This is a genomic window from Luteitalea sp., from assembly GCF_044337415.1.
In the GTDB taxonomy this organism is placed as follows: Bacteria; Acidobacteriota; Vicinamibacteria; order Vicinamibacterales; family Vicinamibacteraceae; genus Luteitalea.
Genome location: NZ_JBIINP010000007.1, coordinates 26,701 through 49,886 on the forward strand (window position 1 = coordinate 26,701; position 23,186 = coordinate 49,886).

Below are 23,186 nucleotides of genomic sequence, written 5' to 3' on the forward strand. Positions count from 1 at the left end.
GAGGCGCGGCCTCGTCCGGTCACCAGACACTGATTCGCGCGACGGTCGCGTGGCTGCGCCCAGGCGAGCCCCGACCACGCGCGTCGAGGAGAGACGCATGAGTTCGCGGGTGTACGACGCCATCAACGACCAGGTCAACAACGAGCTGTCGGCATCGCACAGCTACCTCGGGATGTCGGGGGTGTGCGAGGAGCTGAACTTCCCGGGCGCGGCCCACTGGTTCCGGGTGCAGAGCGAGGAGGAACGCGGGCACGCGCTGCGCCTGTTCGACTTCATCCACACGCGCAACCACGGGGTCACGCTGCGGCAGATTCATGTCGAGACGACGCCGGCGCGCACGCTCCTCGAGGTGTTCCGCGCGTCGCTGGCCCAGGAGGAGCAGGTCAGCGCGCAGATCGGCACCCTGTACGAAATCGCGATGCAGGAGAAGGACTTCGCGGCCGTCGTCGAACTGCAGTGGTTCGTGACCGAGCAGGTCGAGGAGGAGAAGTCGGCCCGCGACGTCATCGCCAGGCTGGAGATGGCGGGCAGCGACCCGCGGGCGCTGCTGGAGATCGACCGTGAACTCGGCGCGCGTGCGGGCGACAGCGGCGCTGAGGGCGGAGCGGGGAAGACCGAGGCCTAGGACGAGCGGCGACAGGCGACAGGCGACAGGCTGCCTGTCGCCCGTGGCCGGCAGCCTGCCTTACTCGAACACCGTCGCTCGGGGCAACGGCCACCACCGCAGCTGCACCTTGCCGATGATGTACTTCTTGGGCACCGTGCCCCAGTGGCGGCTGTCGGAACTGTTGTTCCGGTGGTCTCCCATCACGAAGTAGTAGCCCTCCGGGATCTCCTGTGGACCCCAGTCGTCGTGCCCCCGGTACTCGGAGGGCACGTAGGCATCCTCGAGCTGTACGTCGTTGACGAAGACGCGGCCGTCGACGATACGCACCCGGTCGCGCGGCTCGGCGATCACGCGCTTGACGAAGGACTTGTCGGGATCGACCGGGTACCACAGCATCACGATGTCGCCACGCTGCGGCTCGCCGATCTTGTAGACGGCCTTGTTCACGATCAGGCGGTCCTGGTCCGACAGGGTCGGCGCCATGCTCTGGCCCTCGACGCGCGCCACCTGGAACCCGAACGTCACGATCAGCGTGGCGTACACGGCAGCCGAGGCCAGCGTCTTGAACCACGTGAACAGCTCTTCGCCGGCCCGCATCCAGATGGACGGGCGACGCACTTCGGCTGTCGCCGCGCGCAACGCCTCGTCGGCCGCCTGCGCGGTCACGGGGGCGACGACGGGCGTGAAGCCGGACGGCGGAGTGGCACTGACCAACGGCGACGCCCCGGCCGGACTCGCCTCCGGCGAGGGCATGTCGGACGGGGTCGCCTCGAGCAGGGACATCTCCGACGGGCTGGCCTCCAGCGGGGCCGCCGGCAACGGACTCGCCTCCAGCGTCAGAGCTGCAGGTACTCCCGCAGCCGTTTGGTCTGCGCCCGGCTCACGGGGATCTCCGTCGACTTCGCGTCGCGCATCCTCAGGATGAAATTCCGGCTGAACCAGGGGACTATCTCCTTGATCTTGTTGATGTTGACGAGATACGAGCGATGGACCCGCCAGAACGTGGCCTGGTCGAGCTGGGCCTGCAACTCGTCGAGCGTCCGGTAACTGGACGTTCCCGTCACCTGACTGGCTACGATCGTGACCTCATCCTCGTTCAGCGAGGCGTACACGAGGTCATCGGCCTGCACCAGCAGGATGCGGTCGTCGACCTTGACGACCAACGGTGATCGGCGCGCCTGGCGCGCGGCCACCGCCTCCACGATCTCGGCCAGGGCCTGGGGCGACACGGCTCCTGACCGCACGCGATCCACCCGCCGGCGCGCCCGCGCGAGCGCTTCCTCCAGCCGGACGGGATCGACCGGCTTGAGCAGGTAGTCGACCGCGTTGACCTTGAAGGCATCGAGCGCGTACTGGTCGAACGCCGTCACGAAGACGATGTGGGGCGCCGGGGAGCGCCCGGCGAACTGCCGCGCGACCTCGAAGCCGGTGAGTCCCGGCATCTGGACGTCCAGAAAGACGATGTCGGGCTCGAGGTCCTCGAGCAGGCTGAGGGCCGCGATGCCGTTGTCGGCCTGTCCGACCACCTCGACCGCCGCGTCCTGCGACAGGAGGTAACACAACTCCTCCCGCGCGAGTTGCTCATCGTCGACCACCAGGACGCTGACCTTCATCTTACGCCGTCCGCCGTTCGGGAAGGAGCGTGTCGGGAATCTCGAGCCGCACCCGCGTGCCCTGCTCGGGAGTGCTGTCGATGGACAGTCGTCCCTGCGGCCCGTAGATCACCCTGAGGCGTTCGGCCACGTTTGCCAGACCGATGCCGCTGCCACTGCCCGCGCTGCGCGCCGGCCGCGTGTCGTCGATGCCCAGGCCATTGTCGATGACCTCCAGCACGAGCAGCCCCGCCTCGCGCTGGGAGCGCAGGGTCACCAGGCGCTCGCCGATCTTGTCGGCCAGGCCGTGCTTGATCGAGTTCTCGACCAGGGGCTGCAGGATCATGCTCGGCACGATCTGGTCGAGCGTCGTCCCGTCGAGGTCCTTGGCGACCCGCAGCGACGGGCCGAACCGCACGCACTCGATGTCGAGGTACTCGTCGACGGCGCTCAGCTCGTCGCGCAGCGTCACGAAGTGGTCGTGGGCCCGCAGGCGCCGACGGAGCAGGCCGGCGAGCCGGTTGATGAGCATCCGCGCCGTATCGGGGCGCGTCCGGATCAGCGACGAGATCGATGTCAGGGTGTTGAACAGGAAATGCGGATTGATCTGGCTCGTGAGCGCCTCGATACGCGCCTCGAGCAGGAGTGCTTCCTGTTCCTGCAGCTTGTGCTCGATGCGCGCCGAGTTCCACACCTTGATCGGAATGGCCACCGTGAGGGTGGTGGCGAGCAGCGTGAGCGCGAGCATCCCCGGTGAGTGCGCGGGGAAGAAGAACAGGCGCTCCATGCCGTAACGGTGTCCGAGGAACTGGTGCAGCACCTCGAGGGCGAGCGGCGCGGCGATGAGCAGCACCTGCCAGTCGACCTCGAAGCGGCGGACCAGCTTCCAGAGGTAGCGCGGCGACCCCGTCAGCACGAAGGGCGAGAAGTGCCAGATGGCGTCCTTGGGGCAAATCTCGCGCAGGCCGCCGCCGGCGAACCCGCATCCCACGTAGAGCGGCACGGCAATCCATTCGCCGCCCGCCAACGCCGTCACGCCGACCATCGCTCCGACGATGGCACCCGCGTACGGGCCGGCGACCAGCCCGGCCATGTAGGCGCCGCCCAGGGAGACGTCGGCAGCCGCATAGCCGAGGAGCAGACGGCTGGCAACGCCGGCGGCCAGGGGGATGCCGAGTGCGCCGATGAACTTGACGCGCTCCGGCCAATCCCGCCGCTCGGTCAGGAGCAGGGTTCGGAAACGTCGGAACCGCACCAGCATCGTCGACAGCGCCGCCATGGCGGCCAGCTGCACGATGAGTGTCACGAGCAGGTATTGCTCGGCGGACAGGAAACGCGGTTCCTGGAGCACGTTCGCAGTGTAAACCCGGGCCGGTCACCCGCCATGCCGGCAGGTCCGCCGGTTGGGAGCGCAGGCAGGAGGCGCTGCCCACAAACACGAAGGCCGGGCACGCGCGAACGCGTGTCCGGCCTTCGAGCCCAGAAGCGTAGCCGACCTACGAGCGGCGGCGGAGGACGCCGGCCGATCCGAGCGCCAGACCCAGAAGGAGGAGCGTGGCAGGCTCAGGCACGACGCGGCCGCGGTTGGTCGAGGCAATCGAGTACGACGCGCCGACCGAGCCGATCTCGTCGTCTCCACCGGATGTCGACTGGTTCGGCGAGAACGTGAGAATCATCGGGCCCGCCGAGAAGGAGGAGAGCAGGCCCTGCGGCGTGAACGTGCCCACCGCGACGACCGTCAAGGAGCGAGTGATTTCGTTGCTGCCCGGGTTCAGGATGGCACTCCGGACCGTGCCCGAGAAGTCGCCCCACGCCGCGTCGAAGGTGACGGGCGACCCCACGGTCGCCTTGATCGACTGCGTCACGATGTTCTTGTTCGCGTTGCTGCTGGGCAAGGCGGCAACGGGACTGAGGTCGCCCGCACCGCTGGCCAACTCCGAGGACCCAAAGGTGAACGTGGTCCCCACGTTGATGAAGGTCGCGGGCGTCCAGCCGGAGACGTCCACAGAGACCGCACCGGCGGCGACGATCGGCGCTGCCTGCGCAGTGGACGCGAAGGACAGGGCGGCGGTCAGGGTGAGCGCGGAAACGAGGCTGGTGAGCTTCATGGCTGCCTTTAGTTTAGCAAAACGTGGGCCAGCCGTGTGCGGCTACAGCACACGGATTTGTGCGTTATCGGCACTGTCCAATAGTTCCTGTATAGGGAGAAATGTAGACTTTATTCATTCAGGCGGGAGACAAGATGGGCGATGGTTCGAGGCTCCGCGGGTGGCGGACGTGCAGGCCAGCAGTCAAGACTGTGACCCGGACTCGCCCGGCTGAGCGGCCCGCGCGGGGTGTGCGCGCGGCCTCCTGTACGCGGATCCCGTTCTTGTTGCTACACTGCCCAATGGCTCCGTGCTGCGGTCGAGCGACGGGGCCCACCGGAGGCTCACACAGATGATTCGTCCCTGGATCGTCGGGTTCAAGACCACGCTCGGGCACATGTTCAAGAAGCCCATCAGCGTGAACTACCCGGACGAGAAGGTTCCGATGTTCCCGAAGTGGCGCGGCAAGCAGGTCTTGATGCGCGACGAACACGGGCTTGAGAAGTGCGTGGCGTGCGGGCTCTGCGCGGTGGCGTGCCCGGCCGACGCGATCTACCTCGAACCTGCCGAGAACGATGGCAGCGTGATGGCCGGGCCGCGGTATGCCCGGACGTACCAGATCCACAAGACCCGCTGCATCTTCTGCGGGTACTGCGAAGAGGCCTGTCCCGTGTCCGCCATCTTCATGGGCAAGGACTACGAACTGGCCGTGTACAGCAAGGACGACTTCGTGTGGGACAAGGAAGACCTCCTCGTCCCCGCGCCCGGGCAGGCCCAGGCGCCGGCCGCGCGCAAGTAAGCCCCTGCCCGTGACCGAGTCCTTCCTCGACGCCCTGCGCGCTCGGGTGCTCATCGGCGATGGCGCGATGGGCACCCAACTCTATGCGCGCGGGGTGTTCCTCAATCGCGCCTTCGAAGACCTCAACCTGACCGAACCCGATCTCGTGGTCGGGGTGCATCAGGCATACGTCCGCGCGGGCGCCGAGATCGTCGAGACCAACACGTTCGGCGCCAACCGCCTCAAGCTGGCCAGCTTCGGGCTCGCCGAGAAGGTGCACGCCATCAACCTCGCCGGCGCGCGCATCGCCCGGCACGCGGCGCGCGATGCCGCGTGGGTGGCCGGGTCGATGGGGCCGCTCGGCGTGCGTGTCGAGCCCTGGGGCAAGACGGGCCTCGACGAGGCCGAGGCCATCTTCGCCGAGCAGGCGCGCGGGCTGGCCGACGGGGGCGTCGATCTCTTCATCCTCGAGACCTTCCGCGACGTCAACGAGATCGGCGCGGCCATTCGCGCCATTCGCAGCGTGAGCGATCGCCCGATCGTCGCGATGCTCACGACCGCCGAGGACGGCAATACCCTCGATGGCACGCCCGTCGAGCAGTTCGGGCCGCAACTGGTGGAGTTCGGCGCCGACGTGCTCGGGGTCAACTGCAGCGTGGGACCGGCGGCGATGCTCGACACGGTCGAGCGTCTCGCCAAGGTGGTACCAGGCGCGCTGCTGGCGGCGATGCCCAACGCCGGCAAGCCGCGCGACGTCGACGGACGCAACCTCTATCTCTGCTCGCCGGACTACATGGCGTCGTACGCCCGGCGCTTCGTCGGCGCCGGTGTGCGCCTGATCGGCGGGTGCTGCGGCACCACGCCCGATCACGTCCGCCAGATTGCCCACGCCGTGCACGCGCTCGGCGCGCCGGCGCCCGCGTCCACCGCGATCACCGAGAGCGCGCCCGTCCGCGAGGCCGTCACGCCCGTGCCCGTCGAGGCCAAGTCGCGCCTGGCCAACGCGCTGCGTCGGGGCCGCTTCGTCACCGGGGTGGAACTGGTGCCGCCGGCCGGGTTCGGTCACGACCGGATTGCACAGCAGGCGCGCGAGGCCCGCATCAACGGCCTCGACGTCGTGCTGGTGAGCGACGGATCCGGTACGCGGGCCCGCATGAGCGCGCTGGCCAGCGCCGTCACGGTGGAGCAGAGCGCCGGCGTCGAGGCCATCCTCGAGTACAGCTGCCGCGATCACAGCCTGCACGCCATGCAGGCCGACCTGCTCGGGGCTCACGCGCTGGGCTTGCGCAACCTGCTGCTGGTGACCGGGCGCCCGTTGCGTCGCTCGGCCTATCCCGACGCGACGGCCGTGTTCGATGTCGATTCGATCGGCCTCACCAACGTCGCCGCCCGCTTCAACCGCGGCGAGGACGTCGGCGGACAGCCCATCGGCATGCCGACGGCATTCCACATCGGCGTCGCCGCCAACCCGACGGCCGTGATGCCGGAACGCGAGCTGTCGCGCTACCGCTACAAGGTGGAGGCCGGTGCCGAGTTCGTGGTGATGGGACCGATCTACGACGTGGAGGCCCTGCGCCAGTTCTTCGACGACACCGCGGGGCGCCGGCTGCCCGTGCTGGCGATCGTGCGCCCCTTCGAGAGTGCGCGCCAGGCCGAGCAACTGGCCAACGAGGAGCCGGGGGTCAGCGTTCCCGAGGCGCTCGTGGCTCGCATGGTCGCCGCCGAGCGGTCGGGCCGCGTGGCCGACGAGGCGCTCGACATCGCCCGTGAACTCGTCCTCGCCATCCGCCCCCTGGTGGCTGGCATCATCGTCGCCGCGGCCGGCGGGCGGGTGGCGACCGCACTGGACGTGCTCGGGGCGTTGACGCGGGCAGGCGACCCGCACCCAGCGGTCGGGCAGTCCGTGTGAGCCCGGGTGGCCGTGGTAGACTTCCGCATCACTCGCAGCAGGAGAGCCGATTGATGGCAATGTTGGGGCAGGAACGCGCGCGAACCGACGAAGAAGTGCTGCACGGCGACGCCGCCACGCGGGCGCTGTCGGTGACCGCCGTCGAGAACGACTTCGTGGAGAAGGTCTACGATCGTCTCGCCAGCGTCTATGACCTGACGTTCGGTCCCACGCTCCATCCCGGGCGTGTGCAGGCGCTGCAGCGCATGCAGATCCACCCCGGCGACACCATCCTCGAAGTGGGCGTCGGCACGGGCATCAACTGCTCGATGTACCCCAGCAACACCGAGATCGTCGGCATCGACTACTCGGACGCCATGCTCGAGAAGGCCCGTGAGCGCGTCGCCCGCAAGGGCCTCCAGAACGTGCGCCTGCTGCAGATGGATGCGCAGGACCTCAAGTTCGAGGACAACTCGTTCGACATCGTCTACGCGCCGTACCTGATCAGCGTCGTGCCCGATCCGGTCAAGGTGGCCCAGGAGATGCGCCGGGTGTGCAAGCCCGGTGGACGCATCATCTTCCTGAACCACTTCCTGAGCCCGAACAAGCTGCTCTCGAAGGCCGAGCGCCTCATCTCGCCGATGATGGTCCACATCGGCTTCAAGTCGGACCTCGACCTGCCGGCCTTCCTCGCGCAGGCCAACCTGCACCCCATCTCCATCGAGAAGGTCAACATCCCGCGGATCTGGTCGCTGGTCACCTGCATCAAGGACTAGCCGCAGGCGTTTCGGGCATGACAATGGGCGCCTCACGGCGCCCTTCGTCGTTGTGGGCCGTCCTCGCCTGCGCGCGGCTCAGAGCATCGCGCTGAGCATGCCAGCCGCGACCTCGGCGCCATTGACCAACGGACGTGCCGCGGGCGCGGGCTGCGCCAGCAAGGCCTCGACCTCGGCGTCCCAGCGCCCGTGGGCCAGCAGGTCGTTGGCCAGGAACCCGCAGCGCATCACGGACGGCATCTGCTCAACCATCACCGGGTACTCCCGGAACCGCCCGCGATCGGTATAGAGCAACGCGGTCCCGTTCGCGACGCACTCCGAGACGATGCCGTAGCCGGGCTTGGACACGACGACATCGCACGCCGCCACGAGGTCCTCGTAGCGGAGGCCGAGTGCGTCGAGACTGTCGCGATCGGCGTGCACGCTGTCGGCCGGCGCATCCGTGGTGCCGTGCTGCGCGCCTGCCGACAGCACGAGGCGGTAGGGGGCGCCGGCATGGTGGGCCAGCGTCATGCCCGACACGCCATAGCCTCCGAACGAAATCAGCACCAGCGGCCGGCCATCGACGGCCCCGATGAGGCGTCGGGTGTCGTGGGGATCGCGCATCGACCGCCGGGCGATCCACGGAAAGTCGAGGACGGTGCGAAAGGTCTGGAAGCCACCGTACATCGGCAGACGCCAAGCGGCGTCGGCCTCGGCGTACCGCGCGCCAAGGCGCCGCGGCAGGTCGTCGACCCCGGCGTGGTCGTCGATGAAGTCCTCGTAGATCCAGTCCCAGGTGAAGTTGGCCAGGACGATGGCGGGGATGCCTGCCAGGGCTGCCGCGGTGCAGGGCATGGCTGGCGCATCGCACACGACCACGCGGGTGCCCGCGGCGCGGAACTCACGCGCGAGCGACACGGCTGCTGCGTCGGCGCTGGCCTCGAAGCGGGCGGCGGCCTCGAGCGTCGCTCCGATGTCCAGGTGCAGGCTGTCGCGCTGGACCGCCCCTGTGTCGACGGCCCACGGGCGTCTGGCGACGGGAACGCGCACCGTCCTGTCGAGGAGCCAGGGCGAGGCCTCCGTGAAGAGCGCGATCGGGACGGTCGGGCAGAGCTGCCCGAGTGCGTTGATCACCTCGACCTGGCGGCTGGCGTGCCCGAACCCGTGGCCGGAGATGCAGAACGCGACGGCCACGCGTCAGCCGGCGACCGCCGGTTCAGCGGGGACGGCGGCCGGGGCGGCATCGGCCGGAGCCGGGACGGCCGGCAGGTCGCCGAGCGCGATCGACACGACCTCCTCGAACGACGACACGGGGCGGAAGTCCATGTCCTTGCGCGCCTCGGGCGACAACTCGTCGAGGTCGTCCTCGTTCTGGGCGGGCAACAGCATGAGCTTGACGCCGTGCCGCCGCGCGGCCAGGGCCTTCTCCTTGATGCCGCCCACAGGCAGGACCAGGCCGCTCAGCGTGATCTCGCCCGTCATCGCGACGTCGTTCTTCACGGGGACCTGGCGTGCTGCCGACAGGATGGCCGTCGCCATGGTCACGCCCGCCGACGGCCCGTCCTTGGGGATGGCGCCGGCCGGCACATGCAGGTGCAGGTCGTGGGTGCCGAACAGGTCGGCAGGGATGCCGAGGGCACTCGCGCGCGAACGCACGTGGCTCAAGGCCGCTCGCGCCGACTCCTGCATCACGCTGCCGAGCTGTCCGGTGAGCACCAGTTGCCCCTTGCCCCCGGGCAGGAGCGTCGCCTCGACGTACAGCACGTCGCCGCCGGTCTCGGTCCAGGCCAGGCCGGTGACCACACCCGGCCGCGACAACCGGAACGGGGCGTCGTTCTTGATCTTCGGCGGCCCGAGGTAGTCGGGCACGTCGGGCGCATCGACCTTGAAGGGCGACTCCAGCGTGACCGTCGTCATCACGGGCAGATCGGGCGTCTTCATCGGGTCGCCGATGGGCGCTTCCGGCTCGTCGCGGTCCGGATCCTCGGCCGGCGGTGGATCCCCTTCGGGCGCCTCATCAGGGTGAGGCACGCCCGGCGTGCGCCGCGGGTCCGGATCCTGCCTCGGCATCTCGTCGGGCTCGGGGTCGGGGGGCGGCGGCATGGGCGGGCCGTCGCCGGGCTGACCCGGGATGGGCATGTCCACCGTCGCCACTGCGCCGTCGGCCTCGCGATCGCGGAACGTGGTGTCGACGCCCGCGACGCGCGCCGCGAGCTTGCGCGCGATCGTGCCGACCTGCCGCTCGAGGTTGCGGACGCCGGCCTCGCGCGTGTACTCGCGCACGACGCGGCTCAACGCCTCGTCGGTGAGGTCGAGGCCGTCGGCCGGCAGGCCGTGCTCCTTCATCTGGCGCGGGATGAGATAGCGGCGTGCGATGTGCGCCTTGTCCTCCTCGGTGTACCCGCTCAGGCTGATGATCTCCATGCGATCGAGCAGCGCCGGGTGGACCGTGCCGAGGTTGTTGGCGGTCGCGATGAAGAGCACCTTCGACAGGTCGACGGGCACCTCGAGGTAGTGATCGCGGAAGGTGTGGTTCTGCGCCGGGTCGAGCACCTCGAGCATCGCTGCGGCGGGATCGCCGGAGAAGCCCCCGGCCTGGAGCTTGTCGATCTCGTCGAGCATGAACACCGGGTTCATCGAGCCAGCCTGCTTGAGCGCCTGCACGAGCCGCCCGGGCATGGAGCCGATGTAGGTGCGGCGGTGACCGCGGATCTCCGCCTCGTCGCGGACGCCGCCGAGCGAGATGCGGACGAACTTGCGGTTCATCGCGCGCGCGATCGACTGCCCGAGCGAGGTCTTGCCGACGCCCGGCGGGCCCGCGAAGCACAGGATCGGCCCCTTCATGTCGTTCTTCAGCTTGCGCACCGCGAGGTACTCGACGATGCGGTCCTTGACCTTGTCGAGGTCGTAGTGGTCCTCGTCGAGCACCACGCGCGCCGCGCGCGGATCGAGGCGATCCTCGGTGGTCGCGCTCCACGGCACCTCGAGCACCCAGTCGAGGTAGGTGCGGAGCATCTGGTACTCGGGTGAGGCCTGCGACATCCGCTCGAGACGATCCACCTCGCGCGTCGCCTGCTTGAGCACGGCCTCGGGGAGCCTGGCCTCGTCGATGCGCTTGCGCAGCTCCGCGATCTCCTGGCCTTCCTCCTCGCCGAGTTCGGACTGGATGGCCTTGAGCTGCTGGCGCAGGTAGTACTGCCGCTGCGCATCGCTCATCTCCTGCTGGGCCTGCGACTCGATCTTGCCCTTGAGCTCGAGCAGTTCCACCTCCCGACGCAGCGCGGCCGTGATGGCGCTGAGCTTGACCCGCAGGTCGTCCTGCTCGAGCAGCAGCTGCTTGTCCTCGGGCTTCATGTCGATGAGCGTCGCCAGCAGGTACACGAGGCGCAGGGGCTCGTCGATGCCGGAGACGATGGACCGCAGGTCGGGGGAGAGGCCGGTGGCCAGCGAGAACGCCTTCTCCACCAGGTCGCGCAGCGTCCGCAGGTAGGCGTCGATCTCGAGGCCCGCCGTATCGGGCTCGGGCGCGGCGGTGATGGAGGCATCCATCACGTTGCCGTCGCGGGTCACCTCGTCGAGGCGCACGCGCGCCACGCCTTCCACCAGGATCTGGAGCCCCATCGCGCCCTTGGCCATCTGGCGGATGACGGCCACCGTGCCGACCTTGCGCAACTGCGTCGGCTGGGGATCCTCGGCGTCGCCGACCTGCATGACCAGCACGAGCATGCGGTCCCCGGCCAGGGCCCGGTTCACCGCATCGACCGACACGGCGCGGTTGACCGCAAGCGGCTGCACCGTCAGCGGGAACACCACCGTGCTGCGCAGCGGCAGGACGGGGAGGCGGGACGGAAGCGGGGGATCCTGGGCGGCAGCGTCAGCCACGAGACGTGATCTCCGGGACGAAGGCCGCGCACCGTGCACGGCTGCTCACTAGTTTGACGTCGTGGCCGCGGCCTCGTGTCCCTCCACCCGGGCGATTGGCCGGGGTGGCCCCGACGCCAGGGGGCGGAACGGTGGCGCGCCTGCCGTTTCGGCCAGTCTATCAGCGGGTTGCCCCTGCGGCGGCGTTATCATCCGGCCATGCTGGCCCTGCGTCCCGAAGCCGACGAGTACGGTGCGTTCTATGCGACCTATGTGGCCAAGGTGCCCGATGGGGCGTGGCTGGAGCGGCTCTACGCGCAGCCGGGTGAACTGGCGGCGCGACTCGACAGCGTCGCTGAAGAGCGAGCGGCCCTGCCACTCGCGCCGGGCAAGTGGTCCCTGCTCGATCTGCTCACGCACCTGAGCGACACCGAGCGGGTCTTCTCGTATCGACTGCTGTCATTCGCGCGAGGCGATACGGCGGCGCTGCCCGGATTCGAGCAGGACGTCTGGGCACGCGAGGCGGCCTCGTCGCGCCGCACGCTGGCACAGGCCCTCGACGAGTTCGCCGCCGTGCGCCGCGCCACGCTCGCCCTGGTGGAGAGCCTGCCCGAGGAGGCGGCCTCCCGACGCGGCGTGGCCAGCGGCCATCCGATCACGGTGCGCGCCCTGGCGTGGATCATCGCCGGCCACGTCGAGCACCACTTGCAGACGCTTTAGGCTGAATCGTTCAGTAGATGCCCGGCACCATCCGCCATCGCACCTGGCGGCAGTAGGCCCGATACTGCTCGCCGAAGTTCTCGGCCAGGCTCCGTTCCTCGAACGGGATCGCGACGACCAGGTAGAGCACGCTGACCACGGCGAAGAGCAGGCGCGTGGAGGTCATGAGCGGCGCGCCTGCGACGAACAGGACCCAGCCGAAGTAGATGGGATGGCGCACGACGCGATAGAGTCCGCGCGTCTCGAGTGTTGCCGGCGTGGCCGTGGGGCGGGCCTGTCGTGCCGGGTCGAGTCCCATCAGCTCCTTCAGGCTCAGCGTGCGCGCCGCCAGTAGCGTCACGAGGACGCCTGCAGCCTGCACGCCCGCACCCACCCACCACCACACGCCGGTCAGCGCATACCACGTGCCGGGCAGGGGCTGCCAGGCCCATGTGCACGCGAGGAACAGCACGCTGGCGAGGATCACGTAGCCGGCCCGCTCGACATCGGGGCCGACGCGCGCGTGCAGCCAGTGCTTGAGCGGTGTGCGCGCGAGCACGCTGTGATGCAGCGCGAACGCCGAGAACAACAGCACGTCGATCGCGGCGGCCGGCAGGGCACTCGTGCCGGCTGGGGCCACGACGTCGAAGTGCTGGAAGTACGCGCGGCCGCCCATCGCGAGCGAGATCACGAAGAGGACGGCACCGGTCCATTGCAGAGCCCGGACAGGCGCGGAAGGAGAAGCGGATGCGGGCACGTCGAGCTCTGGGCCGCATAGTATAGTGCGACCCATGCGGTCTGCTTCCCGCATCGTGATCTCGGGCATCGGCGTCGCGTCGCCGTTCGGCGCCGGACGCGAATGCTTCTGGGATCACGTACGGCGCGGCGTCAGCGCCACGCGCCGGATCGACGAGTTCGATCCGACTCCCTACGCCTGCCACGTGGCGGCTCCGCTGCCGTCCCTGTCCATCGACGATGCGCCTTCTCTCGAGGCCCATCCCGGTGCGGCCGGGCGCGGCGCCGACGACGTGCTCCGCGAGCGCGCCGAGGCCCGGCGCTACTCGCGCGCCTCGCTCGCCGGTGTGATCGCCGCCCGCGAGGCGTGGGCCGACGCCGGCTTGCGCGTCGGCGAACCCGGCTCGGGCGTCATCATCGGCACCGGAGGCGGCGGCATCGAACTCGGCGAGAAGCAGTACCGCGAGTTCTTCACCGACGGGCTGAAGCGTGTCACCCCGTACGCGATTCCCCTGTCCATCTGCGGCATGCTGTCGAGCGAGATCTCGATGGCGCTCCAGGCCCACGGCATCAGCCACGTGCTGTCGACCGGGTGCACCAGTTCGACCGATGCCACCGGTTACGCGCTGGGCCTGCTTCGCGCCGGCGAGGCCGACGTGCTCCTCTGCGGTGGCGTCGATGCCTGCCTCACGCCGGGCATGATCTACGGCTTCTCGCGGATGCGCGTCGTCTCGACGGCGTTCAACGACGCGCCCGCCGAGGCCTCGCGGCCCTTCGACAAGGACCGCGACGGCTTCGTGCTCGGCGAGGGCGCGTGGATGTACGTCCTCGAACGCGAGGACCGGGCACGAGCGCGCGGCGCGCGCATCTACGCTGTCGTGGAGGGCTACGGCTCGACCTGCGACGCGTACCACCGTGTGCAGATGGATCCGGAGGGCGAGCAGATCGTCCGGGCCATGCGGATGGCCCTCGACCGCGCCGGGCGCGCGCCTGAGTCGATCGGGTACGTCAACTTCCACGGGACGTCGACGCAGTTGAACGACGCGATCGAGATTCGCTGCGTCCGCGAGGTGTTCGCCGGGCACGCGGAACGCCTGCCTGGCTCGTCGACCAAGTCGATGGTCGGCCACCCGCAAGGCGCGAGCGGCGCGTGCGGCATCGTGACGACGGCACTGGCGCTGCAGCGGGGCTTCCTGCCGCCGACCATCAACGTCCACGCGCAGGACTCGGCCTGCGACATGGACGTCCTGGCCATCCAGGGGCGTGCCGCCGAGGTCGAGGCGGCCCTGTGCAACTGCCTCGGGTTCGGCTCCAAGAACAGCGCGGTGGTGCTGGGCCGCGCGTCGTGACCGTCCTCATGCCATGTCCCGCATGACCCACTGCGATGTCGTGGTCTCCGGCGGTGGCCCCGCAGGCGCCGTGACCGCGCTCACCCTCGCCCGCGCCGGCGCGCGCGTCGTGCTGCTGGAGCGCGAGACGTTTCCCAGGCACAAGCTCTGCGGCGACACGCTCAACCCCGGCGCGATGGCCTTCCTGGAGCGTCTCGGGCTCGCTGGCCCCGTCGTGGCGCACGGACGTCCACTGGACGGCATGCTCGTCACCGGTGGCGCGGGCGTGTCGATCGCCGGCCGCTATGGCGAGGGCCTGGTCGGGCGCGCGTGGTCCCGCGCCAGGCTCGATGCCCACCTGATCGAGGCCGCTGCGGCCGCGGGGGTCGACGTGCAGACGGGAGTGCGCGTGTCGGCGCCGGTGATGGAGCAGGGCCGCGTGTGTGGCGTCGTGCTGCGAGACACGACGGGACGCGTGTCGGTGCAGACGGCTCGCTGGACGATCGCGGCCGACGGCCGCCGCTCGCCTCTGGCGCTCGCGCTGGGCCTGATTGGCCATCCCAGGCACCCGCGCCGCTGGGCCGTCGGGACCTACGCAGAAGGCGTCGAGGGCATCGGGCTCCACGGCGAGATGCACGTGCGACCGGGGTACTACATCGGCGTCGCTCCTGGCGAGGGCGGCCTGGCCAACCTGTGCCTGGTGACCGCCGACCGCCGGGGCATGGCCGCCCCGCAGCAACGCCTGTGGAGTCTCGTGGCGGACGACCCCGTACTGGGTGACCGATGCCGTCGGGCCCGGCAGGTCGGCCCTGTCGTCACCCTGGGGCCGCTCGCGGTCGACGCCAAGGGCGTCGGCACGCCCGGACTGCTGTTGGCCGGCGATGCGTCGGGATTCGTCGACCCGATGACGGGCGACGGCCTGCACCTGGCGATCCGCGGTGGGGCCCTGGCCGCCGAAGCCATCGTCGCCGACGCCGGCGACGATGCGTGCGTGCTGGCGCGGCTCGCGCAGGACCGGCGCCACGCCTTCGGTGCCAAGCTGCGCTTCAATCGCGCCTTGCGGACGCTCGTCGGGTCGCCGATGGGCGTGCGACTCGGGGCGTTCGGCGCGTCGATCGCGCCCGCCGTGCTGCGCCTGGTCATCGCTACGGCCGGCGACGTCACGGACGCCCGCGGGAGGGCCGCGTGAGCGCGCCGTCCACCATGCCGCTCGTGGCCGTGCTCCTGGCCTTCGGCACCATGGGCATCGAGGCGCTGGTGGCGTCGGCCAACGAGGCGCGGCTGCGCGCGCGTGGGGGCCGGGTGGTGCCCGACGGCAGCTATCCGTGGATGCGGGTCGTCTATCCGGCCGGGTTCCTCGCGGTGTGCCTCGAGGGCTGGTGGCGAGGCGTCTCGTGGTCGGCGCCCGCCATGGCCGGGCTCCTGATCTTCGTGGTCGGCAAGTGTCTCAAGTACCTGGCCATCGCGACGCTGGGCGACCGCTGGAGCTTCCGCGTGCTGGTGCTGCCCGGTGAGCCCCTGGTCACGACGGGCATCTACCGGTGGCTCCGCCATCCCAACTACGTCGGCGTCGTGCTCGAGGTCCTGGGGATCGCGTGGTGGATGCGTGCGCCGATCACCGGTACCCTGTTCGGCGTGATGTTCGGCCTGATTCTCTTGTGGCGGATTCGCGTCGAGGAACGCGCACTCGACCTGGCGCGCGGCGCATGACCCGTGATGTGGACTCCGGCGCTCCCGTGCGTCGTCCTTTGTGGATTCGGTGGCTCGATGGCGCCATTGCGCTCGCCATCGTCCTGCTGCTGGCTGCGGTCCTGACGGGCGGGCTGCGCGTCCGTTTCGGCGACCTGCGCATCACGGCCGGTTCGCCGTGGCGGCTGGGCCTGGCCGCCCTCGGGCTCCTCGCCGTGCGCGCCTGGGTCTGGCGACAGGACACCTGGTGGGGGCGCATCGCCGAGCGATGGCGCAGCCTGCGCGCCGACACGGGACTGAAGACGGCACTGCCCTGGGTGGTCACGACGCGACTCGTGGCGCTGTATGCCACCTACCTGGCGGTCGTTCTCGTCGGCTATCCGCAAGGCGCACCGCCGTTCCGCTTCTCGGACAACGAGTTCCGCAACCTGTTCGGCCGGTGGGATGCGGGGTGGTACGTCACGATCGCCGAGAATGGCTACAACTACTGGGGCAACGCGAAGACGCAGACCAACGTGGCGTTCTTCCCGGCCTATCCGCTGACGGTCCGCGCGACCGCCGCCTTGCTGGGCGCGCGGTGGGGTTCGCCCGAAGACCCGACCGACAGCTTCGCCGCCTTCACCGAGCGTCGCCAGGTGCGCCTCCTGCACGCCGGCTACCTCGTCTCCCTCCTGTCGTTCACCTGGGGCCTGGTCTATCTCTTCCGCCTCGCGCGGGACCTGACGGGCGACGATGCGGCCGCCGTCGCGGCGGTGGGACTCACCGCGACGTATCCATTCGCGTTCTTCTACGGCGCCGTCTACACGGAAGGGCTGTTCCTGCTCTGCGCCACGGGCGCCGCGTGGCATTTCCAGGCGCGCCGCTGGTGGCCGGCGGCCGCGTTCGGGCTCGTCGCGGGGCTGTCGCGCCCCAATGGGTGCCTGTTGAGCGTCCCGCTCGGCCTGCTGGCCCTCGACATGTGGCGTCGCGATGGATGGCGGTGGCAGACGCTTGCGGCGGCGCTCCCGACGGCCGCCTGCGCCGGCCTCGGGATGCTCGGCTTCACGGCGTTCCTGTGGTCGCACACGGGCGAGTGGTTCCTCTGGATGAAGGCGCACGGCGCGTGGGGACGTCGGTTCTCCGGCGTGCACGTGCTGGCGCTGCAGCGCTGGCGCGACCTGCAGTCGCTCGGGCTCTACAGCTACAGCGTCGTCCACGCCGTGGAGTTGCTCAACATGGCGGCGACGTTCCTGGTCCTGGCCGTGAGCTGGCCACTCGGACGACGGATCGGGTGGGCCTGGAGCGCGTTCCTGCTCGTCACGGTCCTGCCGCCGCTCTTCATGGGCGGGTTCCTGTCGCTCGGTCGCGTCACGTCCACCCTGTTTCCGTTGTTCGTCTATCTGGGGTGGCGCCTGCGGGGCCCGGTGCTCCAGCAGGTCCTGCTGGCAGGATTCGGTCTCCAGATCGCCCTCGCCGTCGTGCACTTCACATGGCGAGAGGTGTATTGAGCGTCATGACGCCATCCGATCGGACGCGCGGTACGTCCAACTGAACACGTGGCGTCGGGGACGTGGGGTCTCCGCCGGGTCCTGTCGCGTGGGAGCGTGTGCATATAATGCGGGCACAGGCGCAGATGACGCGGTGGTACGCCACGGGCGCCTTGTCAGCCCGCCAGGCGATGCGGTCCATGACCCGCATCGGATGCATCGCCGGCGGCGTGTGCCTGTCGGCGGTCGTGCTCGACGCGCAGGCGCAGGCCCCGGCCTTCACGGTCCCGCGCATCGTCACGCCGGGCGTCTCGCAGCAGCCTGCGGCCAGTGAGCCGGCCGCCGAGCTGGTGCCGGCCTGGCGAACCCCGCTCGTCGAGGGGCGGTTCGACGAGGCCCTCGCCAAGTCGTCCGGTGAGCCCTGGGCGGCGGCCTACATCCGTGGACGCGCGGCGGAACGTCGCGGTGCGCACGACGAAGCCGAGCAGGCCTATCGTGCGTCTCTGGTCGATCAGCCCACTGGCGAACCGGCCATCGCCCTCGGCGAACTGCTGACCTACCTCGGTCGTCGCGAGGAGGCCGTGCCGTTGTGGTCGGCCATCCTGCGAGCCGGGCAGGTCCAGCGGACCGGCGCGGCCATCGGCCGAGCGGCGCGCGCCGCCCAGGCGCTCACGCAGGTCCGCCTGGCCAATTCCTACTTCCAGAGCGCGACCAACATGTCGCCCGACGACGCGCAGATGCACGCGCGATGGGGCGACCTGTTCCTGGAGAAGTTCAACGAGGCCGAGGCGCGCTCCTCGTACGAGACGGCGCTGAAGGCCGATCCGCGCTACGTGCCGGCGATCATCGGGCTGGCGCGGTCCCTGGCCGACAGCAATCCGACGGCGGCGGAGGCCGCCGCCCGGCAGGCGCTGGAGATCGACCCGGCCAACCCCGACGCGCTCGTGCTGCTGGCCGCCGAGGCGCTCGACGCCAGTCGGCGCGGCGACGCGCGCCCTGGCCTCGACCGGGTGCTGGGACTCAACCCCCGCCACATCGAGGCGCTGGCCCTCTCGGCCGCGATCGCCCAGATCGAGGACCGGCCCGACGATGTGGCGGCGTTCACGACGCGCGCGATGGCCGTGCGCCCGCGCAACCCGGACGTGCCGCGAATCATCGGCGAGCGTGTGGCCCGCCAGTATCGGTTCGACGAGGCGGTGCGGTTCCTGCGACAGGCGGTGGCCTTCGATCCGGAGAACAGCCGGGCGCAGGCCTCGCTGGGCCTGCACCTGCTGCGCACGGGCGACGAAGTCGCGGCGCGCGCGGCCCTCGATGCGTCGTTCACGAAGGATCCCTTCGACGCCGTCACCTACAACCTGCTGACGATGCTCGACGGGCTCGAGAAGTTCGTGTCGGTCCCGGCCGGCAACCTGGTCGTCCGCCTGCACGAGGCCGAGGCGCCCGTGCTGCAGCCCTACCTGGTGCCGCTGGCCGAGGAGGCGCTGGCGACGCTCTCCAAGCGCTACGCGTTCACGCCACAGGGACCGATTCTGGTCGAGGTATTCCCGCGCCACGACGACTTCGCGGTGCGCACCATGGGCCTGCCCGGCATGCTCGGCGCGCTCGGTGCGTGCTTCGGCAAGGTGGTCACGATGGACTCGCCCAAGGCGCGTCCGCCGGGCACGTTCAACTGGGCTGCCGTCCTGTGGCACGAACTGGCGCACGTCATCACCCTGCAGATGTCAGGCAACCGGCTGCCACGCTGGCTCAGTGAGGGAATCTCCACGTTCGAGGAAACGCGGGCGCGGGCGGGCTGGGGCCGCGAGTCGGAGTTGCTGTTCGCGCAGGCGTACGCAGCGGGGCGCCTCCTGCCGCTGAAGGACCTCAACAGCGGGTTCGCGAAGGTCGAGACGATCAATCTCGCGTACCAGCAGGCGTCGGTGCTGGTGGCGTACCTGGTCGAGACGCAGGGTGACGCGAAGCTGCAGGCCTTCGTGCGGAGCTTCGGTGAGGGGCTCGACGATGGCGCGGCGCTGACGCGCGCCTACGGGCGCACGTGGGAGACGCTGCAGCCGGAGTTCGATGCCTACGTGAAGCAGAAGTACGGCGCCTTCGTGCCCGCCCTGACCGAGGTGGACGCGCCGCCGCCGGGCCGCACGGCGACAGCAGCCGACTGGAAGGCGTTTGCGGACGCGCATGCCGGCAACTTCCGGCTGCAGATGGTGGCCGCCTCGCCGCTGCTGCGCCTCGGCGACCTCGACGGCGCGCGTGTGGTCCTGGAGCGCGCGGCCGCCCTCGTGCCGTTCGCGTCGGGCGAGGCGAGTCCGTGGCGTCTGCTGGCGTCGACCGCGCTGAAGCAGGACAACGGCGCCGACGCGCGACGGTACATGGTCGAGGTGCTCGACCGCGACCATACGGCCGTGTCGACACTGCGCCAACTCGTCGCGCAGGCACGCGGCGGCGACGACGCCGCGTTGCGGCAGCGCGCGGCTGAGCGGGTGATCGAGATCGACCCCTTCGATCCGGGGGCGCACACGGCCCTCGGCGAGCTCGCCCTCTCGCGGGGCGACCTCCCGACGGCCCTGCGTGAGCTGCAGGCGGCCGTCGATGCCGGGCCTGCCAACCCGGCCGAGGCCCTGACCTCGCTGGCCGAGGCCACGCTCCGCTCGGGACAGCGCGACGACGCCAAGCGTCACCTCATCAAGGCCCTCGAGACCACGCCACGCCATGAGCGGGCGCAGGAGTTGCTCTTGCAGATCGTGGACGGCGGCGCGGGAGCCCCGCGGCCATGAGGCGCCCTGGACCGAACGGCGTGCGCGTTGCGCTGGCGATGGGCGTGCTCGCCCTCGCACTGCTCGTGCCGGCGCTGCTGCCGCGCGTGTGGGCCCAACTCGGGCAGGACAGCGACCCGCGATTCGCCGGCCTGCGGTGGCAGTTCACCCGCATCCGCTACGACGCCCACAACGCGCAGCAGTTCCGCGCGCGGTACTGGAGCGACTCCTGGGCGATCGACGGCCCGGCGGCGGAGCAGAACCTGTCGCGGCGGCTGCGGTCGGTGACCAACATCGACGTCGGCGAGCCGGTCGTGCTCCGGATCGAGGACCCCGAGCTGTTCAACCATCCGTGGGTCTATTTCGTCGAGCCCGGCACGCTGCGCCTGAAGGAGTCGGAGGTGCCGATCCTGCGGGAGTTCCTCCTGCGCGGCGGCACGGCCGTGATGGACGACTTCCACGGCGACATCGAGATGGACAACGTCGTGCAGGAGATGAAGCGGGTCTTCCCGGAGCGCAAGGTGATCACGCTGCCGCCCTCGCACCCGATCTTCTCGTGCTTCTACCAGCTCGACGGCTTTCCGCAGGTGCCGGGGCTGGGATCGTTCTTCGCCGGGCGCACGTGGGAGAAGGGCGGCGTGAACCCGGAACTGCGCGCCATCGAGGACGACAACGGGCGGGCCATGGTGCTCATGAACTGGAACACCGACATGGGCGATGGCTGGGAGTGGTCCAACGCCGAGCAGTACCCAGGGTACATACAACACACCGCGCAGGCGTACCGCATGATGATCAACGAGGTCATCTACACGCTGACGCACTAGCAGGCTCAAGGCTCAGGGCTCAGGACTCAGAGAGCATACTGATGAGTCCAGGGGGCAGAATCGTGCGGGAGAGTTGAGCCCGTCATCGGGATGTCGAGACCCCGGGTCGAGAGGCCCGGGCCGTCGCCAAGATTTCTGAGCCCTGAGCCCTGAGCCTTCCTTCGAGGATCGAGTGAACGACATCGCGCAGCAGACGCCCCAGTCCCTCACCGCCGACGAAGCCCGGGCGCTCGTCGCCCGGGTGGCCGACAGCCGCACCCGCGTCCTGACCGAGTTGCGCAAGGTGGTGATCGGGCAGGAGGCCTCGGTGGACCTCGTGCTCGCGGCGCTGTTTGCCGGCGGGCACTGCCTGCTGACCGGCGTGCCCGGGTTGGCCAAGACGCTGCTCGTGCGCACGCTGGCGCAGATTCTCGACCTCGGGTTCAGGCGTATCCAGTTCACCCCCGACCTGATGCCGTCCGACATCACGGGCACCGAGGTCCTCGACGAGACCGACGGGATCCGCGCGCTCCGGTTCGTGCGCGGGCCCGTGTTCACGCAGCTGCTGCTGGCCGACGAGATCAACCGCACGCCGCCCAAGACGCAGGCGGCGCTCCTCGAGGCGATGCAGGAGGGGCATGTCACGGCCGCGGGGCGCAGCTACGAACTCGAGCCGCCGTTCTTCGTGCTGGCCACGCAGAATCCCATCGAGCTCGAGGGCACGTACCCGCTGCCGGAAGCCCAGCTCGATCGCTTCCTGTTCAACATCGTGATGACCTACCTCCCGGAAGACGACGAGGTGACGGTCGTGACGCAGACGACGGGCGTGCGGCGCGAGACGCCGCAGCGCGTGCTGTCGCGCGAGGACATCCTCCAGATTCAGCAGCTCGTGCGGCACGTGGTGATCGCGGAAGACGTGGCGCGGTACGCGGTGCGCCTGTCGGCGGCGACGCGCCCGACGCAGCCGGACGTGCCGGATTTCGTCAAGAAGTACGTGAAGTGGGGCGCCGGCCTGCGCGCCTCGCAGGCGCTGGTGCTCGGCGCCAAGGCGCGGGCGCTGACCCTGGGCCGCGCATTCGTCACGCCCGACGACATCCGCACCCTGGCCGCACCGGTGTTCCGCCACCGCGTGCTCATCAACTTCCAGGCCGAGTCCGAAGGGCTCACCACCGACGCGGTCGTCGCGCGTCTGCTCGAGCGCATCACGCCGCCCTCCAGCGGGCTGGCCTGACCGCCATGGCCCTGTCCGCGCCGGGCCCGTCGCGGTTCCTGTCGCCGGAGGTGGTGGCGGGCCTCGGCACGCTCGAGCTCAAGGCCCGCACCATCGTCGAGGGCCTGCTGCTCGGCCTGCACCGGAGCCCCTTCCGGGGATCGAGCGTGGAGTTCGCCGAGTACCGGCAGTACATGCCGGGCGACGACCCATCCACGGTCGACTGGAAGGTGTACGCGCGGAGCGATCGCCACTACGTCAAGAAGTTCGAGCACGACACCAACGTCGAGGTGCAACTGCTCGTCGACACGAGCGCGTCGATGGCCTACCGCAGCGGCAGCGGCATGACCAAGCTGCAGTATGCGCAGTGCCTCACGGCGGCGCTCGCGTACCTGCTCACGGGCCAGCGCGACGCGGTGGGCCTGGGCCTGTACGACGACCGGCTGCGCGACTACGTGCCGTCGGCGGTCAAGGCCGGGCAGCTCACGCGCCTGCTGGTGGCCCTCGACCACGCCAGGCCTGGTGCCGCGTCGGACACGGCGACGGCGCTCAAGCAGGTCACCGATCGCCTGCGACGGCGCGGCCTGATCGTGGTGTGCTCGGATCTGCTCGACGACCAGGCGCGGGTGGTGGAGGGGCTCCGGTTGCTGCGCGCGCGGGGCATGGAGGTGGTCGTCTTCCACGTGCTCGACGAGGCGGAGCTGACCTTCCCGTTCGAACAGGCGGGCACCTTCCGCGACGTCGAGACGGGTGAGGAAATCCTCACGCATGGCGCGTCGGCCCGCCAGGCGTACCTCGACGCGGTCGGTGCGTGGCGCGAGGCCTACGTCACCGAGCTGCGCGGCGCCGGCGTGGACTACCAGCTGGCCCGCACCAGCGAGCCCCTCGACCTGTCGCTGCTCGGCTGGCTCGGCGCCCGCGGGAGGACCCTGTAG

General features: G+C 70.0%; 20 protein-coding genes. 13 read left to right on the plus strand and 7 right to left on the minus strand.

Going from position 1 to position 23,186, the window contains the following annotated elements:
- Positions 1–97 precede the first annotated feature (97 nt).
- Positions 98–625, plus strand: coding sequence for a ferritin (locus ACIRDX_RS02555; protein ID WP_396623831.1), 528 nt, complete (start codon positions 98–100; stop codon positions 623–625).
- A gap of 60 nt (positions 626–685) precedes the next feature.
- On the opposite strand, the gene lepB is transcribed toward ACIRDX_RS02555, so the two are convergent.
- The 4 genes from lepB to ACIRDX_RS02575 form a co-directional block, all read right to left on the minus strand.
- Positions 686–1,426 (minus strand): signal peptidase I, encoded by a 741-nt coding sequence (gene lepB / locus ACIRDX_RS02560; protein ID WP_396623832.1) that lies wholly within the window; start codon positions 1,424–1,426, stop codon positions 686–688.
- A gap of 17 nt (positions 1,427–1,443) precedes the next feature.
- The gene (locus ACIRDX_RS02565; protein ID WP_396623833.1) at positions 1,444–2,220 is read right to left on the minus strand and encodes a LytR/AlgR family response regulator transcription factor; all 777 of its coding nucleotides are present in this window, start codon (positions 2,218–2,220) and stop codon (positions 1,444–1,446) included.
- Position 2,221: 1 nt separating this feature from the next.
- Positions 2,222–3,550, minus strand: coding sequence for a sensor histidine kinase (locus ACIRDX_RS02570; RefSeq protein WP_396623834.1), 1,329 nt, complete (start codon positions 3,548–3,550; stop codon positions 2,222–2,224).
- A 145-nt stretch (positions 3,551–3,695) separates the two neighbouring features.
- Positions 3,696–4,307 (minus strand): PEP-CTERM sorting domain-containing protein, encoded by a 612-nt coding sequence (locus ACIRDX_RS02575; protein ID WP_396623835.1) that lies wholly within the window; start codon positions 4,305–4,307, stop codon positions 3,696–3,698.
- A 331-nt stretch (positions 4,308–4,638) separates the two neighbouring features.
- Here ACIRDX_RS02575 and ACIRDX_RS02580 point away from each other — a divergent pair, with 331 nt between their 5' ends.
- The 3 genes from ACIRDX_RS02580 to ACIRDX_RS02590 are packed head-to-tail and all read left to right on the plus strand — an operon-like array spanning position 4,639 to position 7,728.
- A complete protein-coding gene (locus ACIRDX_RS02580; RefSeq protein WP_396623836.1) occupies positions 4,639–5,085 on the plus strand; it encodes a NuoI/complex I 23 kDa subunit family protein in 447 nt (148 codons plus the stop codon).
- Positions 5,086–5,095: 10 nt separating this feature from the next.
- Positions 5,096–6,973 (plus strand): bifunctional homocysteine S-methyltransferase/methylenetetrahydrofolate reductase, encoded by a 1,878-nt coding sequence (locus ACIRDX_RS02585; RefSeq protein WP_396623837.1) that lies wholly within the window; start codon positions 5,096–5,098, stop codon positions 6,971–6,973.
- Positions 6,974–7,026: 53 nt separating this feature from the next.
- A complete protein-coding gene (locus ACIRDX_RS02590; RefSeq protein WP_396623838.1) occupies positions 7,027–7,728 on the plus strand; it encodes a class I SAM-dependent methyltransferase in 702 nt (233 codons plus the stop codon).
- Positions 7,729–7,806: 78 nt separating this feature from the next.
- On the opposite strand, the gene ACIRDX_RS02595 is transcribed toward ACIRDX_RS02590, so the two are convergent.
- Complete coding sequence (locus ACIRDX_RS02595; RefSeq protein ID WP_396623839.1) at positions 7,807–8,904, minus strand: hypothetical protein; 1,098 nt, start codon at positions 8,902–8,904, stop codon at positions 7,807–7,809.
- A 3-nt stretch (positions 8,905–8,907) separates the two neighbouring features.
- On the minus strand, positions 8,908–11,592 hold the full coding sequence (gene lon / locus ACIRDX_RS02600) for an endopeptidase La (RefSeq protein ID WP_396623840.1): 2,685 nt from the start codon (positions 11,590–11,592) through the stop codon (positions 8,908–8,910).
- Positions 11,593–11,790: 198 nt separating this feature from the next.
- On the opposite strand from lon, the gene ACIRDX_RS02605 reads away from it, so the two are divergent.
- Positions 11,791–12,291, plus strand: coding sequence for a DinB family protein (locus ACIRDX_RS02605; RefSeq protein ID WP_396623841.1), 501 nt, complete (start codon positions 11,791–11,793; stop codon positions 12,289–12,291).
- A gap of 10 nt (positions 12,292–12,301) precedes the next feature.
- Here ACIRDX_RS02605 and ACIRDX_RS02610 read toward each other — a convergent pair whose 3' ends face one another.
- Positions 12,302–12,961: a methyltransferase family protein gene (locus ACIRDX_RS02610; protein WP_396623842.1), complete on the minus strand. Its 660-nt coding sequence runs from the start codon at positions 12,959–12,961 to the stop codon at positions 12,302–12,304.
- A 100-nt stretch (positions 12,962–13,061) separates the two neighbouring features.
- On the opposite strand from ACIRDX_RS02610, the gene ACIRDX_RS02615 reads away from it, so the two are divergent.
- From ACIRDX_RS02615 to ACIRDX_RS02650, 8 genes are all read left to right on the plus strand, one after another.
- Positions 13,062–14,354 carry a beta-ketoacyl-[acyl-carrier-protein] synthase family protein gene (locus tag ACIRDX_RS02615; protein ID WP_396623843.1) on the plus strand — a complete coding sequence of 431 codons (1,293 nt, stop codon included), beginning with the start codon at positions 13,062–13,064 and terminating at the stop codon, positions 14,352–14,354.
- A gap of 22 nt (positions 14,355–14,376) precedes the next feature.
- Entirely contained in the window at positions 14,377–15,522 is a 1,146-nt protein-coding gene (locus ACIRDX_RS02620) for an NAD(P)/FAD-dependent oxidoreductase (protein WP_396623844.1), read from the plus strand.
- A complete protein-coding gene (locus ACIRDX_RS02625) occupies positions 15,519–16,043 on the plus strand; it encodes an isoprenylcysteine carboxyl methyltransferase family protein (protein ID WP_396623845.1) in 525 nt (174 codons plus the stop codon). Before ACIRDX_RS02620 ends, ACIRDX_RS02625 begins: the two co-directional genes overlap by 4 nt.
- 26 nt (positions 16,044–16,069) lie before the next feature.
- On the plus strand, positions 16,070–17,509 hold the full coding sequence (locus ACIRDX_RS02630; protein WP_396623846.1) for a mannosyltransferase family protein: 1,440 nt from the start codon (positions 16,070–16,072) through the stop codon (positions 17,507–17,509).
- Between the two features lie 179 nt (positions 17,510–17,688).
- Positions 17,689–20,259 carry a tetratricopeptide repeat protein gene (locus ACIRDX_RS02635; protein WP_396623847.1) on the plus strand — a complete coding sequence of 857 codons (2,571 nt, stop codon included), beginning with the start codon at positions 17,689–17,691 and terminating at the stop codon, positions 20,257–20,259.
- Positions 20,256–21,062: a DUF4159 domain-containing protein gene (locus ACIRDX_RS02640; RefSeq protein WP_396623848.1), complete on the plus strand. Its 807-nt coding sequence runs from the start codon at positions 20,256–20,258 to the stop codon at positions 21,060–21,062. The genes ACIRDX_RS02635 and ACIRDX_RS02640 overlap by 4 nt, the downstream gene beginning before the upstream one ends.
- A 181-nt stretch (positions 21,063–21,243) precedes the next feature.
- Positions 21,244–22,272, plus strand: a complete 1,029-nt coding sequence (locus tag ACIRDX_RS02645; protein ID WP_396623869.1) for an AAA family ATPase — start codon at positions 21,244–21,246, stop codon at positions 22,270–22,272.
- A gap of 5 nt (positions 22,273–22,277) precedes the next feature.
- Positions 22,278–23,186 carry a DUF58 domain-containing protein gene (locus tag ACIRDX_RS02650; RefSeq protein ID WP_396623849.1) on the plus strand — a complete coding sequence of 303 codons (909 nt, stop codon included), beginning with the start codon at positions 22,278–22,280 and terminating at the stop codon, positions 23,184–23,186.